General features: G+C 44.0%; 15 protein-coding genes. 11 read left to right on the plus strand and 4 right to left on the minus strand.

The genetic code is table 11. The annotated features are described in order from the left end of the window. Positions 1-115: 115 nt before the first annotated feature. From F909_RS01935 to F909_RS01920, 4 genes are all read left to right on the plus strand, one after another. On the plus strand, positions 116-1372 hold the full coding sequence (locus F909_RS01935) for a D-amino acid dehydrogenase (RefSeq protein ID WP_005154362.1): 1257 nt from the start codon (positions 116-118) through the stop codon (positions 1370-1372). 24 nt (positions 1373-1396) lie between these two features. Next, complete coding sequence (alr, locus tag F909_RS01930) at positions 1397-2500, plus strand: alanine racemase (protein WP_005154364.1); 1104 nt, start codon at positions 1397-1399, stop codon at positions 2498-2500. Between the two features lie 10 nt (positions 2501-2510). Next, positions 2511-2870 carry a RidA family protein gene (locus F909_RS01925; RefSeq protein WP_004773310.1) on the plus strand — a complete coding sequence of 120 codons (360 nt, stop codon included), beginning with the start codon at positions 2511-2513 and terminating at the stop codon, positions 2868-2870. A gap of 190 nt (positions 2871-3060) precedes the next feature. Next, the gene (locus F909_RS01920) at positions 3061-4494 is read left to right on the plus strand and encodes an amino acid permease (protein ID WP_005154367.1); all 1434 of its coding nucleotides are present in this window, start codon (positions 3061-3063) and stop codon (positions 4492-4494) included. A gap of 68 nt (positions 4495-4562) precedes the next feature. Here F909_RS01920 and F909_RS01915 read toward each other — a convergent pair whose 3' ends face one another. Continuing rightward, complete coding sequence (locus F909_RS01915) at positions 4563-5444, minus strand: LysR family transcriptional regulator (RefSeq protein ID WP_005154369.1); 882 nt, start codon at positions 5442-5444, stop codon at positions 4563-4565. 165 nt (positions 5445-5609) lie between these two features. On the opposite strand from F909_RS01915, the gene F909_RS01910 reads away from it, so the two are divergent. The 7 genes from F909_RS01910 to F909_RS01880 all read left to right on the plus strand — a co-directional run bounded on the left by F909_RS01910 (position 5610) and on the right by F909_RS01880 (position 14210). After that, a complete protein-coding gene (locus F909_RS01910; protein ID WP_005154371.1) occupies positions 5610-7127 on the plus strand; it encodes a CoA-acylating methylmalonate-semialdehyde dehydrogenase in 1518 nt (505 codons plus the stop codon). Between the two features lie 11 nt (positions 7128-7138). Next, positions 7139-8029 (plus strand): 3-hydroxyisobutyrate dehydrogenase, encoded by an 891-nt coding sequence (gene mmsB, locus F909_RS01905; protein ID WP_005154377.1) that lies wholly within the window; start codon positions 7139-7141, stop codon positions 8027-8029. Between the two features lie 81 nt (positions 8030-8110). After that, positions 8111-9760, plus strand: coding sequence for an AMP-binding protein (locus F909_RS01900; RefSeq protein ID WP_005154379.1), 1650 nt, complete (start codon positions 8111-8113; stop codon positions 9758-9760). A 10-nt stretch (positions 9761-9770) separates the two neighbouring features. Continuing rightward, positions 9771-10898: an acyl-CoA dehydrogenase family protein gene (locus F909_RS01895; RefSeq protein WP_005154380.1), complete on the plus strand. Its 1128-nt coding sequence runs from the start codon at positions 9771-9773 to the stop codon at positions 10896-10898. 21 nt (positions 10899-10919) lie between these two features. Further along, a complete protein-coding gene (locus F909_RS01890; RefSeq protein ID WP_005154382.1) occupies positions 10920-11693 on the plus strand; it encodes an enoyl-CoA hydratase in 774 nt (257 codons plus the stop codon). Positions 11694-11705: 12 nt separating this feature from the next. Further along, complete coding sequence (locus tag F909_RS01885) at positions 11706-12731, plus strand: enoyl-CoA hydratase/isomerase family protein (RefSeq protein ID WP_005154384.1); 1026 nt, start codon at positions 11706-11708, stop codon at positions 12729-12731. A 117-nt stretch (positions 12732-12848) separates the two neighbouring features. Further along, positions 12849-14210, plus strand: coding sequence for an MFS transporter (locus tag F909_RS01880; protein ID WP_005154386.1), 1362 nt, complete (start codon positions 12849-12851; stop codon positions 14208-14210). 127 nt (positions 14211-14337) lie between these two features. Here F909_RS01880 and F909_RS01875 read toward each other — a convergent pair whose 3' ends face one another. The 3 genes from F909_RS01875 to F909_RS01865 form a co-directional block, all read right to left on the minus strand. Continuing rightward, positions 14338-15819: an aldehyde dehydrogenase gene (locus tag F909_RS01875; protein WP_005154389.1), complete on the minus strand. Its 1482-nt coding sequence runs from the start codon at positions 15817-15819 to the stop codon at positions 14338-14340. 161 nt (positions 15820-15980) lie between these two features. Then, positions 15981-17123: an acetylornithine deacetylase gene (argE, locus tag F909_RS01870; protein ID WP_005154391.1), complete on the minus strand. Its 1143-nt coding sequence runs from the start codon at positions 17121-17123 to the stop codon at positions 15981-15983. Continuing rightward, positions 17116-18102, minus strand: a complete 987-nt coding sequence (locus tag F909_RS01865) for a LysR family transcriptional regulator (protein WP_005154392.1) — start codon at positions 18100-18102, stop codon at positions 17116-17118. The genes argE and F909_RS01865 overlap by 8 nt, the downstream gene beginning before the upstream one ends. Positions 18103-18107 lie beyond the last annotated feature (5 nt).

Below are 18107 nucleotides of genomic sequence, written 5' to 3' on the forward strand. Positions count from 1 at the left end.
TTTTCGCGATAAAAATATTAAATTACCTAGATTATAGTCATAAAATCAGTGAAAAAAACTATTGATCCAAAAATATACTAGTTAAATAACCTAGTGTGTGCGTGAGGGATCTATTATGCGCGTAATCGTTTTAGGAAGTGGCGTCATTGGTGTGGCAAGTGCCTATTATCTTGCACAACAAGGTGCGCAAGTGACGGTGCTTGACCGTCAGTCAGGACCTGCAAAAGAAACCAGTTTTGGTAACGCAGGCCAAATCTCCCCAGGATATTCAACACCGTGGGCAGCACCCGGTATTCCTTTTAAAGCCGTAAAATGGATGTTCCAGCATCACGCACCATTAGCCATTAACATTGATGGCAGTATGTGGCAGTTGCAGTGGATGGCACAGATGTTGAAAAACTGTAATCCACAAAGCTATGCGGTCAATAAAGAACGCATGATGCGTGTTGCAGAATACAGCCGTGATTGCCTACGTGATTTAAGAGCACAAACAGGGATCAACTACGAAAATCGTGCCAAGGGAACGCTACAAGTGTTCCGTAGCGAAGCACAACTTGAAGCTGTGCAGCGTGATATTCAAGTACTCAAAGAATGTGGCGTTGATTTTGATTTGTTGAATGCTCAGGAGTTGGGTGCTGTAGAACCTGCATTAGCATACACTGATAAATTGGTCGGTGGTTTACACCTGCCGAATGATGAAACAGGCGATTGTTATCTGTTTACCAATGCTTTGGCAAAATTGGCCCAAGATTTGGGTGTGGAATTCAAGTTTGATCAAAATGTTGAGAAGTTGATTGTTGAAGGTGATGAAATCAAAGGCGTTATGGTCGATGGTGCGATTTTAACAGCCGACCGTTTTGTACTGGCATTTGGTAGTTATTCACGTGATTTCCTTAAACCACTGGAATTGAATTTGCCTGTTTACCCAGTGAAAGGCTATTCACTCACGATTCCAATTGTGGAACCAAAATTTGCACCGCAATCAACGGTATTGGATGAAACTTATAAAGTTGCAATTACCCGTTTTGATCAGCGGATTCGTGTGGGTGGTATGGCAGAGCTCAGTGGATTTAATCTTGGATTGAATCAGGACCGTCGTGCGACTTTGGAAATGGTGACTCAAGATTTATTTCCGGGTGGTGATCTTGCACAAGCATCATTCTGGACAGGTTTACGTCCGATGACACCTGACAGCACACCTATTATCGGTGCAACGCAATACAAGAACCTGTTCCTGAATACAGGACATGGCACTTTAGGTTGGACCATGGCCTGTGGTTCTGGCAAGTTGATCAGTGATTTGGTCATGAATCATCGTCCAGACATCAGCACCGATGGTTTATCCATTCAGCGTTATTCACACGCCGCATAATCACGGTTTACAAGGAAGTTTAGTATGCCTCGTCCGATTACTGCCGTGATCCATGCCCAAGCCTTACGCCAAAATCTAGCGGTCGTCAGGCAGTCGGTGCCCAACAGCAAAGTGTTTGCTGTGGTCAAAGCCAATGCTTACGGGCATGGGATAGAACGTGTCTATGAATCTTTTAAAAGTGCAGATGGTTTTGCCTTACTCGATATCGATGAGGCAAAACGCTTACGTGCTTTAGGTTGGACTGGGCCTATTCTGCTACTTGAAGGGATTTTTTCAGCGCAGGACCTGTTTGACTGTGCGCAATATCAATTCAGTTTTACTGTCCATAATCAGCAACAGCTGCAATGGATACAACACTATGGCTATCCCGCGCAGTTTGATGTTTTTCTGAAAATGAACAGTGGTATGAACCGCTTAGGTTTTAAACCACAGCAATACCGTGACATTTGGCAGCAATTGAAGCAATTGGAACAGATCTCCAGTATTACCCATATGATGCATTTCTCTGATGCTGATGGTGATCGTTTTGGCCAGACTGGAATTGACTATCAACTCAAAGCGTTTGAAGCCACCATTCAGGGCTTGCCGGGTGAACGATCGGTCAGTAACAGTGCTGCAATTTTAAGATATCAAACGCAGTTGCAATCGGATTATGTGCGTGGTGGCATCATGCTGTACGGTAGTTCTCCCGATTATCCCAAGCATAGTATTCTGGACTGGGGCCTTGCGCCAAGTATGAGCTTACGCAGTGAAATCATTGCCGTGCAAGAACTCAATGCCCATGAAAGTGTTGGCTACGGCTCCAGCTATGTGGCCGAGCAGCCAATCAGAATCGGTATCGTGGCATGTGGCTATGCCGATGGTTATCAACGGATTTCTGCCACAGGTACGCCTGTTCTGGTGAATGGAATTCGGACCCAAACCATTGGGCGGGTCAGCATGGACATGTTGGCTGTGGACCTCAGCCCGATCCATGATGCTGAAGTCGGCAGTGAAGTGGTGCTGTGGGGCAAATCAAGTACAGGAACAATTTTACCTATTGACGAGGTCGCGGCGACCTCAGGCACGATCGGTTATGAACTGATGTGTGGCGTAACGGCACGTGTCAATTTTATCAATCAGGAATAAGGAAATAATCATGTCAAATTCAGATATTCAAAAGATCAATACCAACGAAGTGATGAGTGCAGTAACGGTATTCAATAAGGTGGTGTATTTGTCAGGTCAGGTGCCTAAAAATGCGGACCTAGATATTGAAGGGCAAACCCGCGAAGTCCTTGCAACCATCGAACAGTTACTTGCTTCAGCAGGGACGGATAAATCTCGTCTACTCTCAGCACAATTATTTTTAAAAGATCTTTCAGACTTCCCTGTGGTCAATACCATTTGGATTGATTGGTTGAAAGGTCATGTTGCACCTTCACGTGCCACCATTCAGGCCGATTTAGTCAATCCGAAATGGTTGATCGAAATTGCAGTTGTTGCAGCACAAAAATAAAGCGATCCGCTTTATTTTTGTTTAAAAAATATAAAAAAAGAAGAAAAGTAACGTATTTGCAGTAGATAAAACGTAGTCAGATACGTATTTTCTTGCAATCGAAGATGAGTCAGCTGTCTTAAAAAGACAGCTAGGGTATGGCAGATAAATCAAAGCTGACTCATTTAGGAAAGAGTAAAAGGAACTTAAGATGACGGTTACACAGCATCAGTCAGAAGGCGAACAATCGCCCCAAGACTTACAAAGAAAACTTTCAAATCGCCACTTGCAATTGATTGCAATTGGCGGCGCTATTGGTACTGGCCTCTTTATGGGTTCAGGCAAAACCATCTCCTTGGCAGGCCCATCGATTCTGTTTATTTACATGATTATTGGTGGGATGTTTTTCTTCTTAATGCGAGCACTCGGTGAGCTGTTGCTGGCAAATTTACACTACAAATCTTTTGTCGATATGGCGCATGACCTGATTGGGCCATGGGCAGGTTATTACATGGGTTGGACTTATTGGTTAGGTTGGGTACTGGTCGGTATAGCCGATTTGGCTGCTGTCATCAACTATCTCACCTTTTGGCTGCCTGAAGGCACTATGTTTACCCCAATTGGTCAGGCAGCGATTAGTGCGGGTTGTGTACTATTCGTGCTGTTCTTAAATCTGCTCACGGTACGTCTGTTTGGTGAAATTGAGTTCTGGTTTGCCCTGATCAAGATTTTAGCGATTATTGGTCTGATTGGCGTTGGCGGTTATATGATCTTTAGCCATTTTCAAGCACCTCATGGTGCTGTGGCATCGCTCAGTAATGTCTGGTCACATGGTGGTATGTTTCCAAAAGGCCTAGATGGTTTCTTGGCAGGTTTCCAGATCGCCGTGTTTGCCTTCGTTGGCGTGGAACTGATTGGAACCACTGCGGCTGAAACCAAAGATCCACACAAGAATCTGCCAAAAGCCATCAATGCGATTCCGATTCGTATCATCTTATTCTATGTGTTGGCCTTATTGGTGGTAATGTCGGTCACGCCATGGAATATTATTCGTGCGGACAAGAGTCCATTTGTGGAATTGTTCATGAATGCAGGGATTGTAACATCGGCCATCATTATGAATTTGGTGGTACTGTCTTCAGTGATGTCTTCCATGAACAGTGGCGTATTCTCAACCAGCCGTATGTTGTTTGGTTTATCTAAAGATGGTCAGGCACCAAATGCTTTTGGTCGTTTATCGAAAAGTGCAGTACCTGCCAACGGTCTGATTTTCTCGTGTGTGTTCATCATGGGTGGGGCGGTGCTGCAATACTTTGTACCGAATACCCTTGAGGCTTTCACTTTGGCGAGTTCACTCTGTGTGATTCTATTCATTAGTGTCTGGAGTCTGATCATGGTGTGCTATATCCGCTACCGTAAATTACGTCCAGAACTGCATGCTCAATCTAAGTTCAAAATGCCAGGCGGCGTGTTGATGTCGTATATCGTTATTGCTTTCTTGTTGTTTGCTTTGGTGATCTTGGCACTAGAGCCAGATACCTTAAAGGCACTTTATGTCAGCCCATTGTGGTTAATTATTTTGGCCGTGACCTATCAGCTGATGTATAAACCCCGCATGAAAAAATTGGGGCGTGAATTGGCGTAATAGCCTATGTCGATATGAGTAAAAAACCGATCTAGATTGATCGGTTTTTTATGGTCGAGTCATTCTGTTTAATCCACCAATAAATGCTGATATTGATCGGCCTGTTTGCGTAAATAGTCCCAGACCAACTTGATACGAGGTTCATGCTGCAAATCGACAAAGGTCAGCATCCAAAAGGTATGGGTGTAGCGCACCTGTTGTTCTAATACCGTTTCAAGTTCAGGTTTATCATCAGCTAAAAACTTGGGCAAAATGGCCAATCCTGCACCTGAACTCACCGCAATTTGCTGCGCCAAAATACTGCTGCTACGGAAATTGGCGCTGAGTTTTAAAGGCAAGCGTTCCAGACAGTACAGCTCAGGGCTATATACCAGATCATCAATATAATTGACGAAGCGATGCGAAGTTAAATCCTGTAAATCGCGGATGGCTGGGTTGAGTGCCAGATATTTTTTGCTGCCATAAATTTTTAAACAATAATCCGACAGCCGCGTAATGATATAGGGACCTGAGGTTGGCCGTTCAATAGAGACCACAATGTCGGCTTCACGATGCGACAGCTTGATCATTTTCGGTACTGGAATCAGGTCAATGGTGAGCGAGGGATATTGGATAGAAAACTCCGCTAATAAACGTGCCAAAAATGCGGTACCAAAGCCTTCAGGTGTGCCAATTCGCACACGGCCTTGCAAAGGTTGATGAGGTTTTTCAATTTGTAGGAAAGCATATTCCATTTGCTCAACCCGAGGAACCAGTGCCAAACCTTCCATGGTCAGCTCATAGCCAGAGGCTTCGCGTTTAAACAGGGTAATTCCCAAAGCTTGTTCTAAAGCCTGAATCCGTCGCGCCACGGTACTATGTTCCACGCCAATAATACGGGCGGCATTGGTTAATGTTTTGGTCCGCGCCAACACTAAAAAAAACTGTAGATGATCCCAATCCACTTTCATTATTATGGTCTTCCTTGTGCATATTTGCACAATGATCGTGCATTAATTTGCGTTGGTGGTCAAAGCTTTCTTTGTTAGTCTCGAATAAAACCTGAATAAAGAAAATACGACGATCGATATTTTCTGAACACTGAACACAATAAAAATACAGCCTATGGAGAGGTTATGAACACAATCCAAAATATTCAATTGGAAACAGCTAAGTTACTCATTAATGGCAGTTTTATCGAATCAGATACTCAACAATGGCAAGACATTATTAATCCTGCAACGCAGGAGGTGATCGGTCGTGTGCCATTTGCTACAGCTCAGGAGGTAGATGCGGCAATTGAAGCTGCGCAAGCAGCGTTTGCTTCCTGGCGTCAAACCCCGATTCAGGCACGTATGCGTATCATGTTGAAGCTGCAAGATCTGATCCGCGCCAATATGAAGGAAATTGCGCAGGTACTGACTTCGGAACAAGGTAAAACCTTGGCGGATGCGGAAGGTGATATTCAACGCGGTCTGGAAGTGGTTGAACATGCCTGTTCAGTCGGCACCTTACAAATGGGGGAGTACGTTGAAGGGGTTGCGCGTGGTGTCGATACCTATACCTTACAGCAACCATTGGGTGTGTGTGCGGGCATTACGCCGTTTAATTTTCCTGCCATGATCCCGTTGTGGATGTTCCCAATGGCGATCGTATGTGGCAATACCTTTGTTCTAAAACCATCTGAACAAGATCCGCTGTCGACCATGATGCTGGTGGAACTGGCGATTCAGGCTGGTATTCCTGCTGGTGTACTGAATGTCGTGCATGGTGGTAAAGAGGTGGTGGATCGCCTATGTACGCATCCTGATATTAAAGCCATTTCATTTGTTGGTTCGACTGCGGTTGGTACGCATGTCTATAACCTTGCAGGGCAACATGGCAAACGCGTGCAGTCGATGATGGGTGCCAAAAACCATGTCGCTGTGATGCCAGATGCCAATAAAGAACAAACCCTGAATGCCTTGGTTGGTGCGGCTTTTGGTGCAGCAGGGCAACGCTGTATGGCGCTATCGGTGGCGGTCATGGTTGGTGACAGTAAGCAGTGGATTCCAGAATTGGTTGAAAAAGCCAAGACTTTAAAAGTGAATGCAGGGCATGAGCCAAATACTGATATCGGCCCAGTCATTTCAAAACGTGCTAAAGCGCGGGTGTTGGATTTGATTAATAGCGGTGTAGAGCAAGGTGCAGAACTGCTACTTGATGGTCGTGATGTTCAGGTACAAGGCTATGAAGCGGGCAACTTTGTCGGGGCGACAATTTTTAGTAACGTGAATACCAACATGCGTATTTATAAGGAAGAAATCTTTGGTCCTGTGCTGTCGATTATTTGTGTCGATACCCTTGAAGAAGCAATTGCGTTGATCAATGCCAATCCATTTGGTAATGGCGTGGGCTTATTCACGCAAAGTGGTGCGATTGCGCGTACCTTCCAGAACTTGATTGATATTGGTCAAGTGGGGATCAATATTCCGATTCCAGTGCCTGTACCATTCTTTAGTTTCACTGGTTCCCGTGGTTCAAAACTTGGTGATTTGGGACCTTATGGCAAACAGGCTGTGCAGTTCTATACCCAAACCAAAACCATTACCAGTCGCTGGTTTGAAGACAGTCACGAAGTAAGCGGTGTAAATACAACCATTAGTTTACGTTAAGGGGATCACGGATGAATATCGCCTTTATTGGTCTAGGTAATATGGGCGGCAGAATGGCCCAAAATCTGCTCAAAGCTGGACTCACCGTATATGGTTATGACCTGAGCGAAGTAGCGATTCAGCACTTTGCCGAGGCCGGTGGTGTGGTTTGCGACAGTCCACAGGCAGCGGCGAAACAAGCAGATGTTGTGATTAGCATGTTACCTGCGGCAAAACATGTCAAAGAGGTGTATCTGGGCGAAGATGGCGTACTTGAAGTGCTGAAAGCAGGCAGCTTATGCATTGATAGCAGTACCATTGACCCACAAACCATTAAAGACATTGCAGTGGTTGCCCAAAGTAAAAATATCCATATTTGCGATGCGCCTGTTTCAGGCGGCACCATTGGCGCACAAGCGGGTACGCTGACCTTTATGGTTGGGGCCAATGATCAGACCTTTGATGAAGTGAAACCTGTACTCGGTCACATGGGCAAAAACGTGGTGCATTGTGGCGATGTCGGCGCAGGTCAAATTGCCAAAATCTGTAATAACCTGATCCTTGGAATTTCCATGGCTGCGGTAGCTGAAGGGATGGCATTGGGTGCGAAACTTGGCATTGACCCACAGGCGTTGGCAGGTGTGATCAACACCTCAAGTGGTCGTTGTTGGAGTTCTGAAGTCTGTAACCCATGGCCTCACATTAATGAAAATGCACCTGCCTCTCGTGGCTATCAGGATGGCTTTGCCACGCAGTTGATGCTGAAAGATTTGGGTCTTGCAGTTGAAGCCGCAGGACAGGTGAAGCAGCCTGTGGTGTTAGGCGGGATGGTGCAGCAGCTATATCAGCAAATGTGCATGCGTGGTAATGCACACCTTGATTTTTCCAGCATTATTCAGCAATACCTGTCGCCAGAGGCATAAAAACTAAAGCCAAAGGATGGCTTTTATCAAAAAATTAAACCCTGTCATGAAGAACAATCAATCCAGACTGAGGGAACACAGATGTTGAATTATAAAGAGACGGTTCAGGCTTTCGATCTGGAAAGCACTGCAAAAAAAATGCTATCAGGTTCAATGGATGCACTGAATGCCTGTTATGAATGTTGTGATCGCCATGCGCAAGGTGACAAAATCGCGTTGTACTGGCAAGGCAAAGATGGTCGTAAGGCGCAATATACTTTTCGCCAGTTACAGCAATGGTCGAGTCAATTTGCCAACTTTTTAAAGTCGCAAGGTGTAAAGGCCGGTGACCGTATTTCAGGTCTATTGCCGAGAACGCCTGAACTGCTGGTGACGATTTTCGCGGCTTGGCGTATTGGCGCTGTCTATCAGCCTTTATTTACCGCATTTGGACCCAAGGCAATTGAGCATCGTCTGCAACTGGCACAAAGTAAGCTGGTGGTGACGGATGTGGCGAACCGCAGCAAACTGGATGAGATCGAACATTGTCCAGCGGTTGTGACGGTTACTGATTCACAAGGCATGTCGCTGAAGCCAGGTGATTTTAATTTTTGGGATGAAGTCAAACAGCAGTCTGATCAATGTGGATTGGTGATGCGAAGCATCCAAGATCCTTTTCTACTGATGTTTACCTCGGGCACCACAGGGCCTGCCAAACCGCTAGAAGTGCCGTTAAAAGCCTTGCTGGCTTTTGGTCGTTATATGCAAGATGCCATTGGTTTGAGAGACGAAGATTCATTCTGGAATATTGCCGATCCAGGTTGGGCTTATGGTTTGTATTACGCCATTACAGGCCCATTATTTTTGGGCCATGCCACTTTGTTCTATGAAGGCGGTTTTAGTACCGACAGCCTGTGTCAGATCGTAAAGGATTATCAGATTACCAATTTGGCAGGAGCACCAACGGCATATCGCATGATGATGGCCGCTGATCCTACGCAAATGACGCCGTTAAAAGGCCAGTTCCGTGTGGTCAGCAGTGCGGGTGAGCCTTTGAATCCTGAAGTGATTCGCTGGTTTAAGCAGGTTCTGGATGCCCCGATTTATGATCATTATGGCCAGACCGAGGTTGGTATGGTGGTGTGTAATCATCATGGTTTAACTCATGACATCCGTGCAGGTTCAGCAGGTTTTGCGAGTGCAGGTTATCGCGTTGCGGTGGTCAATGAACAGGGCGAGGAGCTTCCAGCAGACACACCTGGAATTCTAGCCGTGGATATTCGCCAGTCTCCGATGATGTGGTTTGGCGGCTATAAAGAAAGTCGTAAATCTCCTTTTGTCGGGCACTACTACCTCACCGGTGATACTGCCGAGTTACATGCCGATGGCAGCATGAGTTTTGTCGGACGCAGTGATGATGTGATCACCACTTCAGGTTATCGGATTGGACCTTTCGATGTGGAAAGTGCGTTGCTTGAGCATGATGCTGTGGTAGAGGCAGCCGTGGTGGGTGTGCCTGATCCCGACCGGACTGAAGTGGTGAAGGCTTTCGTGATTTTGGCTGCGGGTATTCAACCTTTGGAACAGTTGGCGGAAGAATTGAGCCAATTTGTGAAAAAACGCTTATCAGCACATGCTTATCCACGATTGGTCGAGTTCGTGACAGAACTTCCAAAAACACCAAGTGGCAAGATTCAGCGCTTTTTATTACGTAATCAGGAAATTGCGAAACAGCAAGCAAAGGCAGGGTAAGGAACACAAGATGCAATTGACCGAAGAACAAGTCTTAATACGTGATATGGCGAAAAGTTTCGCCCAAGAACAGATTAAACCCAATGCCAGTGATTGGGATCGACATGGCACATTTCCAAAAGATGCGCTTGCACAAATGGGGCAGCTCGGTTTTATGGGTATGTTGATTCCCGAACATTGGGGCGGTTCTGACACAGGTAATTTGGCCTATGTGCTGGCACTTGAAGAAGTCGCTGCGGCAGATGGTGCGACCTCAACCATTATGAGTGTACATAACTCAGTGGGCTGTGTGCCGATTTTAAAATTTGGTAGTGATGAACAGAAAGAGCGTTTTTTAAAACCGTTGGCACAGGGTGAAATGATCGGTGCTTTTGCCTTAACTGAACCGCATACAGGTTCAGATGCAGCAGCGATTAAAACCCGTGCAGTGAAAGATGGCGATGATTACATTCTGAATGGTGCCAAGCAATTTATTACCTCAGGTGATAACGCAGGTGTGATTATTGTATTTGCCGTGACTGATCCAAGTGCGGGTAAAAAGGGCATCAGTGCCTTCCTTGTGCCACGCGAGACAGCGGGTTATGAAGTAATCCGGGTGGAAGAAAAACTTGGCTTACATGCTTCGGATACCTGCCAGATTGCCCTGACAGATGTACGTATTCATAAAAGCCTGATGCTGGGTAAAGAGGGTGAAGGTTTAAAAATTGCCCTTGCCAATCTGGAAGGGGGGCGTATCGGTATTGCGGCACAGGCGGTGGGTCTGGCACGGGCGGCATTGGAAGAAGCCACGCGCTATGCCAAAGAGCGGCTGACTTTTGGTAAACCAATCTTTGAGCATCAGGCATTGGCTTTTCGTCTTGCCAGTATGGCGACCGAGATCGAAGCGGCTCGACAACTGGTGCACTATGCTGCACTCCTTAAAGAAGCAGAACAACCCTGTCTCAATGAAGCTTCAATGGCCAAGCTATTTGCCTCGGAAATGACCGAACGTGTCTGTTCAAGCGCCTTACAGGTATTTGGGGGCTATGGCTATCTGAAAGACTTCCCGATTGAACGGATCTATCGTGATGCTCGAATTTGTCAGATTTATGAAGGCACCAGTGATATTCAACGTTTAGTGATCGCACGTAGCCTATAACAAGAGAACAAGGAATCCATGATGCAATGGCAAACCATTTTATTAGAAAAACGCAATGGCGTGGGACTGATTACCCTCAATCGTCCGCACGCCTTGAATGCGCTGAATAGTGAATTGATTAGTGAAATCAATCAGGCGTTGGATGCGTTAGAGAAAGATCGTGAGATTGGCTGTATGGTGTTGGCAGGCTCAGAAAAGGCCTTTGCCGCAGGTGCAGACATCAAGGAAATGGTTGATCTTCGTTTTCCTGATATTTACTTTGATGATTTTTTTCATCTTGCCGATCGTATCGCGCAACGCCGTAAACCTTTGATTGCTGCGGTCAGCGGCTATGCGCTTGGTGGTGGTTGTGAACTGGCACTGATGTGTGACTTTATCTATTGTGCAGACAATGCCAAGTTTGGTTTACCTGAAGTGACTTTAGGTGTGATTCCAGGCATTGGAGGCACACAGCGTTTAACTCACGCAATTGGCAAAGCCAAAGCCATGGAAATGTGTCTCACTGCACGGCAAATGGGTGCAGTAGAGGCTGAACAAAGTGGGCTGGTAGCGCGTGTGTTTAGTAAAGAAGAATTACTGGAACAGACCCTACAAGCCACAGAAAAAATTGCAGCGCGCTCTTTAACGGCCAATATGATGCTAAAAGAAACCATCAATCGTGCCTTTGAAGTCAATCTCACAGAAGGACTGCGTTTTGAGCGACGTATGTTCCATTCGATTTTTGCGACTTCGGATCAAACAGAAGGCATGCAGGCCTTTGTGGAAAAACGTCAGGCCAAATTTAATCATCGATAAGAGACCAATAAAATGAATATCGAAAATCAGTTAATGATTGAGCAGAAAGGTGTATTGGGTCTGATCAGTTTGGATCGCGTGAAGCATTTAAATGCACTGTCTCTCGATATGATTGAGGGCATTTGTAGCCAATTGGAACTGTGGCGTTATGATGCTGCCATTCAGGCGGTCTTAATCAAATCGAACAGCCCCAAAGCCTTTTGTGCAGGTGGAGATATTCGCTATCTCTATGACAGTTATAAAAATAATACCGCTGATTATAAAGGTTATTTTAGTGCCGAATATAAAATGCTGAATCTACTGCGCGAATATGAAAAACCTGTCATCGTGTTACTGGATGGCTATGTGCTGGGTGGTGGTTTTGGCTTGGCACAGGCGTGTCACATTGTGGTGAGTAGCGAAAAGTCCAGATTTGCCATGCCTGAAACTGCGATCGGCTTTTTCCCAGATGTCGGTGCGACTCATTTCCTGTCTCGACTCGATGATATTGGGGTCTATCTGGCAATCACTGGCGAGCAGATCAGCAGTAGTGATGCCCTGTATTTAGATTTAATCGACTATCACGTACCAAGTGACAAGCTGCATGCCCTGCAACAGGCTTTGGTTAATGAACCTAATCTGAGTAAACAGAATATTGAGCATATTGTCAGCTGTTTTATTACCCGTCCTGCTGAAAGTGAACTTCAGCAATTGGCCGAAGGCATTCGTAAACATTTTGGTTTTCAGCATTTGGATGAAATTGAGCAGAGTCTTGAACATGAACAAGATGATCAGTTCAAAGCATGGGCGGGCAAGATGCTCAGTATTTTGCAGCAACGTTCGTTTATTGCCAAACAAACCAGCTTGAAACTCCAACATTTAGGTCGAGGTCTTTCCTTGCCTCAATGCATGCAATTGGAGCGTGATCTGCAAGATATCTGGTTTGAACATGGTGACTTTATTGAAGGTGTCCGCGCCTTAATTGTTGATAAAGACAAACAACCGCAATGGCAGCAACGGAATGTTGAACTCGAGCAAATTCTAGAAAAACTCAGTTAAGTCAAAACATTGATCACCACGAATTTAAGGAGTATCAGATAGGCGGAAATGCTGATGGTCAGGATTGATGATCAGCTAAAAATATAAAACAAGAAAATCCAAGAAAGGAACAGAATGATGCAAACAATACATGGAAACGGTTCATCTCCTAAAAAGTCATCCCATCGATTGGCAGGTATCTCCAGTATGGTCGGGACCACCATTGAGTGGTATGACTTTTTTATCTACGGTGCAGCAGCAGCTTTAATTTTCAATAAATTATTTTTTCCTAATTTAGATCCACTGATGGGTGTGCTTGCAGCATTTGCCACCTATGCTGTGGGATTTATTGGACGACCACTCGGTGGACTGGTATTTGGCCATTTTGGTGACAAGATTGGCCGAAAATCGATGTTATTGCTGACCCTAATGTTGATGGGAATTCCAACAGTGCTGATCGGCCTATTGCCTACGTATGAATCGGTTGGTTACTGGGCAGCAATTGGCTTGGTGATCCTACGATTTATTCAAGGAATGGCGATGGGCGGTGAGTGGGGTGGTGCAGTGCTGATGGCGGTAGAACATGCACCAGAAGGTAAAAAAGGATTTTGGGGCAGTCTGCCTCAAGCCAGTACGGGTGGCGGTTTGATGCTGGCCTCTATCGCACTCGGACTCGTATCTTTATTGCCAGAACAGGCTTTATTTAGTTGGGGTTGGCGAATTCCTTTTCTAGCGAGCATTATTTTACTGGCAGTCGGGTGGTACATTCGGGTTAAAGTCCCAGAGTCGCCAGACTTTGAAAAAGTGAAACAACAAGCTGATGAAGTCAAAGTGCCTGCTTTACAGGTGTTTAAAAAGCATCCCAAGCAACTGATCACCATCATTGTGGCGCGTGCGGCGGAGAATGCATGGTTTTATATTGCCTCAACTTTTACCTTGGCCTATACCACCACGCAATTGGGTATTGCCAGACAAGAGATTTTATTTGCGACGATTTGCGGTGCAGCCGTGATTTTATTTATGACGCCGTTATGTGGACATTTGTCCGATAAAGTCGGGCAGCGCAATATGTTTATGTTTGGCTTATGTGTGCTGGCACTATATAGCTATCCTTTCTTTAGCATGCTGAATACCAAAGATCCTGTTTTGGTCTGGACTGCAATTGTGCTGGCAATTGGAGTGGTTTTCCCGATTATGTATGCGCCACAGGCTCAATTGTTTGCTCGCCAGTTTCCTGCAGAAATTCGCTATAGCGGTATTTCTATTTCGGTGCAGTTGGCTGGGGTGTTGGGTGGTGGTATCGCACCGCTGATCGCGACAAAATTATTGAGTGTTGGTGGAGGCAATCCGTATTTGATCATGCTATACATCGGTTCGATGGCTATAGTTGCGATTATTGCAACCACATTTATGCCACGAGATCGAAAACAGGGTGTAGTGGGAACTGAAATGAAAAAACAAAATTTAAATTTGAACGGCAAGATCACAGAACAGTCTTAATTTTTATGTTCCACGTGGAGCATAAAGTTTGTTCATGAAGATATTTAACGCCTTAAGAAGTGCACTAAATCATTTTGACCTGTTTAGTGCACTTTGATATCGAACAGACATGAACCAATCTATAAAACTATAATTGAATCCAAGTCGTTTTCAGTTGAGTGTATTTATCAATCGCATGCAAAGATAAATCACGTCCATAACCAGATTGTTTATACCCTCCGAATGGCGTAGTGACATCCAAAGCATCCACGGTATTAATAGATACTGTACCGACTAAAAGTTGTTGAGCAAGGACGATCGCTTTCTGAAGATCTTTTGTCCAAATCGAAGCCGCTAATCCATAAGTCGAGTGATTAGCCAGTTTTACAGCTTCTTCTTTCGTTTCAAACATTGTAATTGCGACTACAGGGCCAAAAATTTCATTGTGAAAGATATTAAAATCAGGAGTTATACCAGTCAAAATTGTGGGTGCGACATAGCTATCTATATCTAAATGTGCATCGAGTTGTAATTCAATACTATGGCATTGAGCGCCTTGAGTTTTTGCTTCATTAATGGCTGCTCGTACATTCATGGCATGTTGACGATCAATTAAACAGCCCATATTAGTATTCGGGTCTAAAGGATCGCCAATTACGAGATTTTTGGCTTTTTCTACAAATTTTTCTATAAATTGTTGAGCAATACTTTTTTCTAATAAGATACGGGAATTGGCAGAACAAACTTCCCCTTGATTATAAAAAGCACCGAAAATCGCTTTATCAACAGCCTTGTCTAAATCAGCATCAGCAAAAATAATGTTAGCACTTTTGCCACCTGTTTCTGGCCAGACAGGTTTCATATTAGATTCTGCTGAATACGCTAAAAACTTTTTTGCTGTTTCGGTTGAACCAGTAAATACTAGACAATCTACATCAGGGTGACGTCCTAATGCTTGACCCGTAATATGTCCCAATCCTGTAACAACTTGGAAAACACCATCTGGAATGCCTGCTTGTTTTGCGAGCTCTGCAAGTCTTAATGCTGTAAATGGCGATTGCTCTGCTGGTTTTAATACCACACAGTTCCCTGTAGCTAGAGCAGGTGCAAGCTTCCAACTTGCTAAATCAAGTGGAAAGTTCCAAGGCACAACAGCAGCAACTACACCAATAGGTTCACGGCTGACCATAGCCAGTTGATCCTTACTTGTAGGAGCAATTTCATCGTAAACCTTATCAATACTCTCGGCATACCATTCAAAGCAGGATGCAGCACCTGGAATATCAACATGGAGTGAATCTTGAATCGGTTTACCGACATTTAATGTTTCCAGCAATGCGAGCTCTTCGGCATTGTCGCGAATAAGGTCAGCAAGTTTTTTTAGCTTTTCTTTACGTTCGCGAGGTGATAAACCAGACCAGACACCGCTTGTAAAAGCATTTCTAGCATATTGAACGACCTGATCAACTTCATTCGCATCACATGCTGATATATCAACTAAATGCTCAGCTGTAGCAGGATTTGATACGCTGTAGCTATGCTTACTCTTCACATATTTTCCATTCATAAAATAGGAAGATGGAAGTTTTGTCTGACTAAGTTGATTTAACCAATCCTGTTTTAATTTCATTGAATTTCCCTAGAATTCTAGCTACATAGAATATTTAACCGTATTATTTTTAGCTAATTTTGTGAATTCGCTTTATATAAGCCTTAGGTTAAGAAAAAACAAATTAGATATTTGTTTGGGTACATCTCTCATTGTTTCGTGAACATCATATGACTTAAACGTTAACAACGAATCGCATTGAGTAAGCGTTCAAAAAAATCATCGCATTCTTGCATTTGCGAGATCTCTATATATTCATCTGGTTTATGGGCAACCTGAATAGAGCCTGGGCCACACACTAAAACAGCAGAATTCAGTTGTTGATGAAACAGCCCACCCTCAGTGCCAAATGAAATTTTCTGAAGCTCTGCTGCCGGATCAAGTAGGGTTTGTAAGAATTTAACGGCTTGTATGGTTGTTGACGTATTCAACCCTGGATATTGATTGATCTCCTGAAAGCTCACAAATTTTGCATGGGGGCTTTGCTCAATATAGTTAAAAATTTTCTCTTGAACCGAGTTTGTATTCTGTTCAGCGATATTACGAATTTCATAATCTAAAATGCATTCATTGGGGACGATATTTAATGCTTTCCCGCCCTGAATTTTTCCAATATGTACGGTGGTAAAAGGGACATCGTAAGCAGGATCTGAAATGGAATCTTCGGAAAGCTGTTTTTGAGTAGATGTAATTGCATCAATAACGCTTTGCGCGCAGTGAATTGCATTTACATACAAGGGTGCTAAGGCAGAGTGGCCTTCTTGCCCCTGACAAATTGCTTTGAATACAGCTTTACCTTTATGACCTGTCGCAATATTCATACTAGTGGGTTCGCCAATAATGCACAGTTCTGGTTGAACAATTAACTCCGAGAGTTGACCTAGAATTCCACGGACGCCGATACAGCCGATCTCTTCATCATATGAAAGGCACAAATGTAGCGGTTTAATCAATGGTTGGGTTTGTGCTGCTTTAAGCATGGCATGCATCGCACAGGCGATAAAACCTTTCATATCTGCTGTGCCGCGTCCATAAATTTTATGATCTTTGATAGATGCTTGAAACGGATCAGTACTCCAAGCTTGACCTGCAACGGGTACGACATCTGTATGTCCAGACAGCAATATCCCGGCTTGATCTTGAGGACCTATGCTTGCCAGTAAGTTGGCTTTGGTCTGCTCTTTATTGAAATTTAAAGTAATACGAATACCTTCAGGTTCAAGTAGATCTTTTACAAACCGAATTAACTCTAAATTGCTTTTATAGGAAGTTGTATCAAATGCAACAAGTTGCTTGAGTAAGTCAATACTCGACAGATTAGACATCTGAAGAATCCTTGTGAGTTTGAGTTTTAATGTGTGGATCATAGAAATGAGCAGAACTCATACCGGGGATAAAGTGATCAGAAATAAAGCTTTTACAACGACTAATAAAAGCTTGCACAACAATATTAGTTGGTACATTTTTAGGTGTAGCAATACCGATATGCATGGGCCGATGTTCATCGGCAATACGAATACGGATTAGACGTTTACCATCTAGACTGTAATTGTTCTTAGGGCGGACATTCAAAATTGTGTAGCCAATATTATTGGCAACCATTGAGCGTACCACATCAATATTTTTTGAAGATCGTACAACGTTTGGATTTAGATTTTGAGTGCGAAATAATGATAAGAAATATTCATTGCTATAGGGCATATCCAAAAGAATCATTGGATAGTGTGATAGTTCTTCTAAAGTAACTGCTGGTGATGCTGCTAAAGGGTGTTCCTCGCTCACGAGCGCATGTGGTGGCAGTTTAGTTAAAGACTCAAAATGAATAAGATGTTCATCAATATTAAGATCGTAAGTTAAAGCAACATCGAGATCATTACGTATTAGGGAACTCAGAAGCGCTTGTTGATCATCTTCATAAAGATCTAAAGAAACCTGCTTATATAAATTGGAAAATCCATGGATGATATCTGCGTAGACCATAGGAGCAAATGCTGGAAAGCAGCCGAGCTTTAATGGTCCGCGTATTGAGCCTGAAAATTCTGCGGCGAGAGAGTATAAGCCTGAAGCTTGGTTTAGAATGTGTTTACACTCCAACATCACATTCTTACCTACGGCAGTTGGAATTAAGCCTTTAGCGTGTTGACGAATAAATAATTGGGTTTGTAATTCTGATTCAATATGTGCGATTGCGGCAGAAATAGATGGAGAAGATACATGTATCTTCTCCGAAGCAATAATGATGCTGCCACATTCAGCAGTTGCAACAAAGTATTCCATTTGTCTTAAAGAAATTCGATTTAACACTTTGG

It is taken from the genome of Acinetobacter sp. ANC 3929, from assembly GCF_000369405.1.
GTDB lineage: Bacteria > Pseudomonadota > Gammaproteobacteria > Pseudomonadales > Moraxellaceae > Acinetobacter.

Coding starts and splice junctions, on each gene's coding strand:
- F909_RS01935 (WP_005154362.1), top strand. CDS start 116: ATGCGCGTAATCGTTTTAGGAAGTGGCGTCATTGGTGTGGCAAGTGCC.
- alr (WP_005154364.1), top strand. CDS start 1,397: ATGCCTCGTCCGATTACTGCCGTGATCCATGCCCAAGCCTTACGCCAA.
- F909_RS01925 (WP_004773310.1), top strand. CDS start 2,511: ATGTCAAATTCAGATATTCAAAAGATCAATACCAACGAAGTGATGAGT.
- F909_RS01920 (WP_005154367.1), top strand. CDS start 3,061: ATGACGGTTACACAGCATCAGTCAGAAGGCGAACAATCGCCCCAAGAC.
- F909_RS01915 (WP_005154369.1), bottom strand. CDS start 5,444: ATGAAAGTGGATTGGGATCATCTACAGTTTTTTTTAGTGTTGGCGCGG.
- F909_RS01910 (WP_005154371.1), top strand. CDS start 5,610: ATGAACACAATCCAAAATATTCAATTGGAAACAGCTAAGTTACTCATT.
- mmsB (WP_005154377.1), top strand. CDS start 7,139: ATGAATATCGCCTTTATTGGTCTAGGTAATATGGGCGGCAGAATGGCC.
- F909_RS01900 (WP_005154379.1), top strand. CDS start 8,111: ATGTTGAATTATAAAGAGACGGTTCAGGCTTTCGATCTGGAAAGCACT.
- F909_RS01895 (WP_005154380.1), top strand. CDS start 9,771: ATGCAATTGACCGAAGAACAAGTCTTAATACGTGATATGGCGAAAAGT.
- F909_RS01890 (WP_005154382.1), top strand. CDS start 10,920: ATGCAATGGCAAACCATTTTATTAGAAAAACGCAATGGCGTGGGACTG.
- F909_RS01885 (WP_005154384.1), top strand. CDS start 11,706: ATGAATATCGAAAATCAGTTAATGATTGAGCAGAAAGGTGTATTGGGT.
- F909_RS01880 (WP_005154386.1), top strand. CDS start 12,849: ATGCAAACAATACATGGAAACGGTTCATCTCCTAAAAAGTCATCCCAT.
- F909_RS01875 (WP_005154389.1), bottom strand. CDS start 15,819: ATGAAATTAAAACAGGATTGGTTAAATCAACTTAGTCAGACAAAACTT.
- argE (WP_005154391.1), bottom strand. CDS start 17,123: ATGTCTAATCTGTCGAGTATTGACTTACTCAAGCAACTTGTTGCATTT.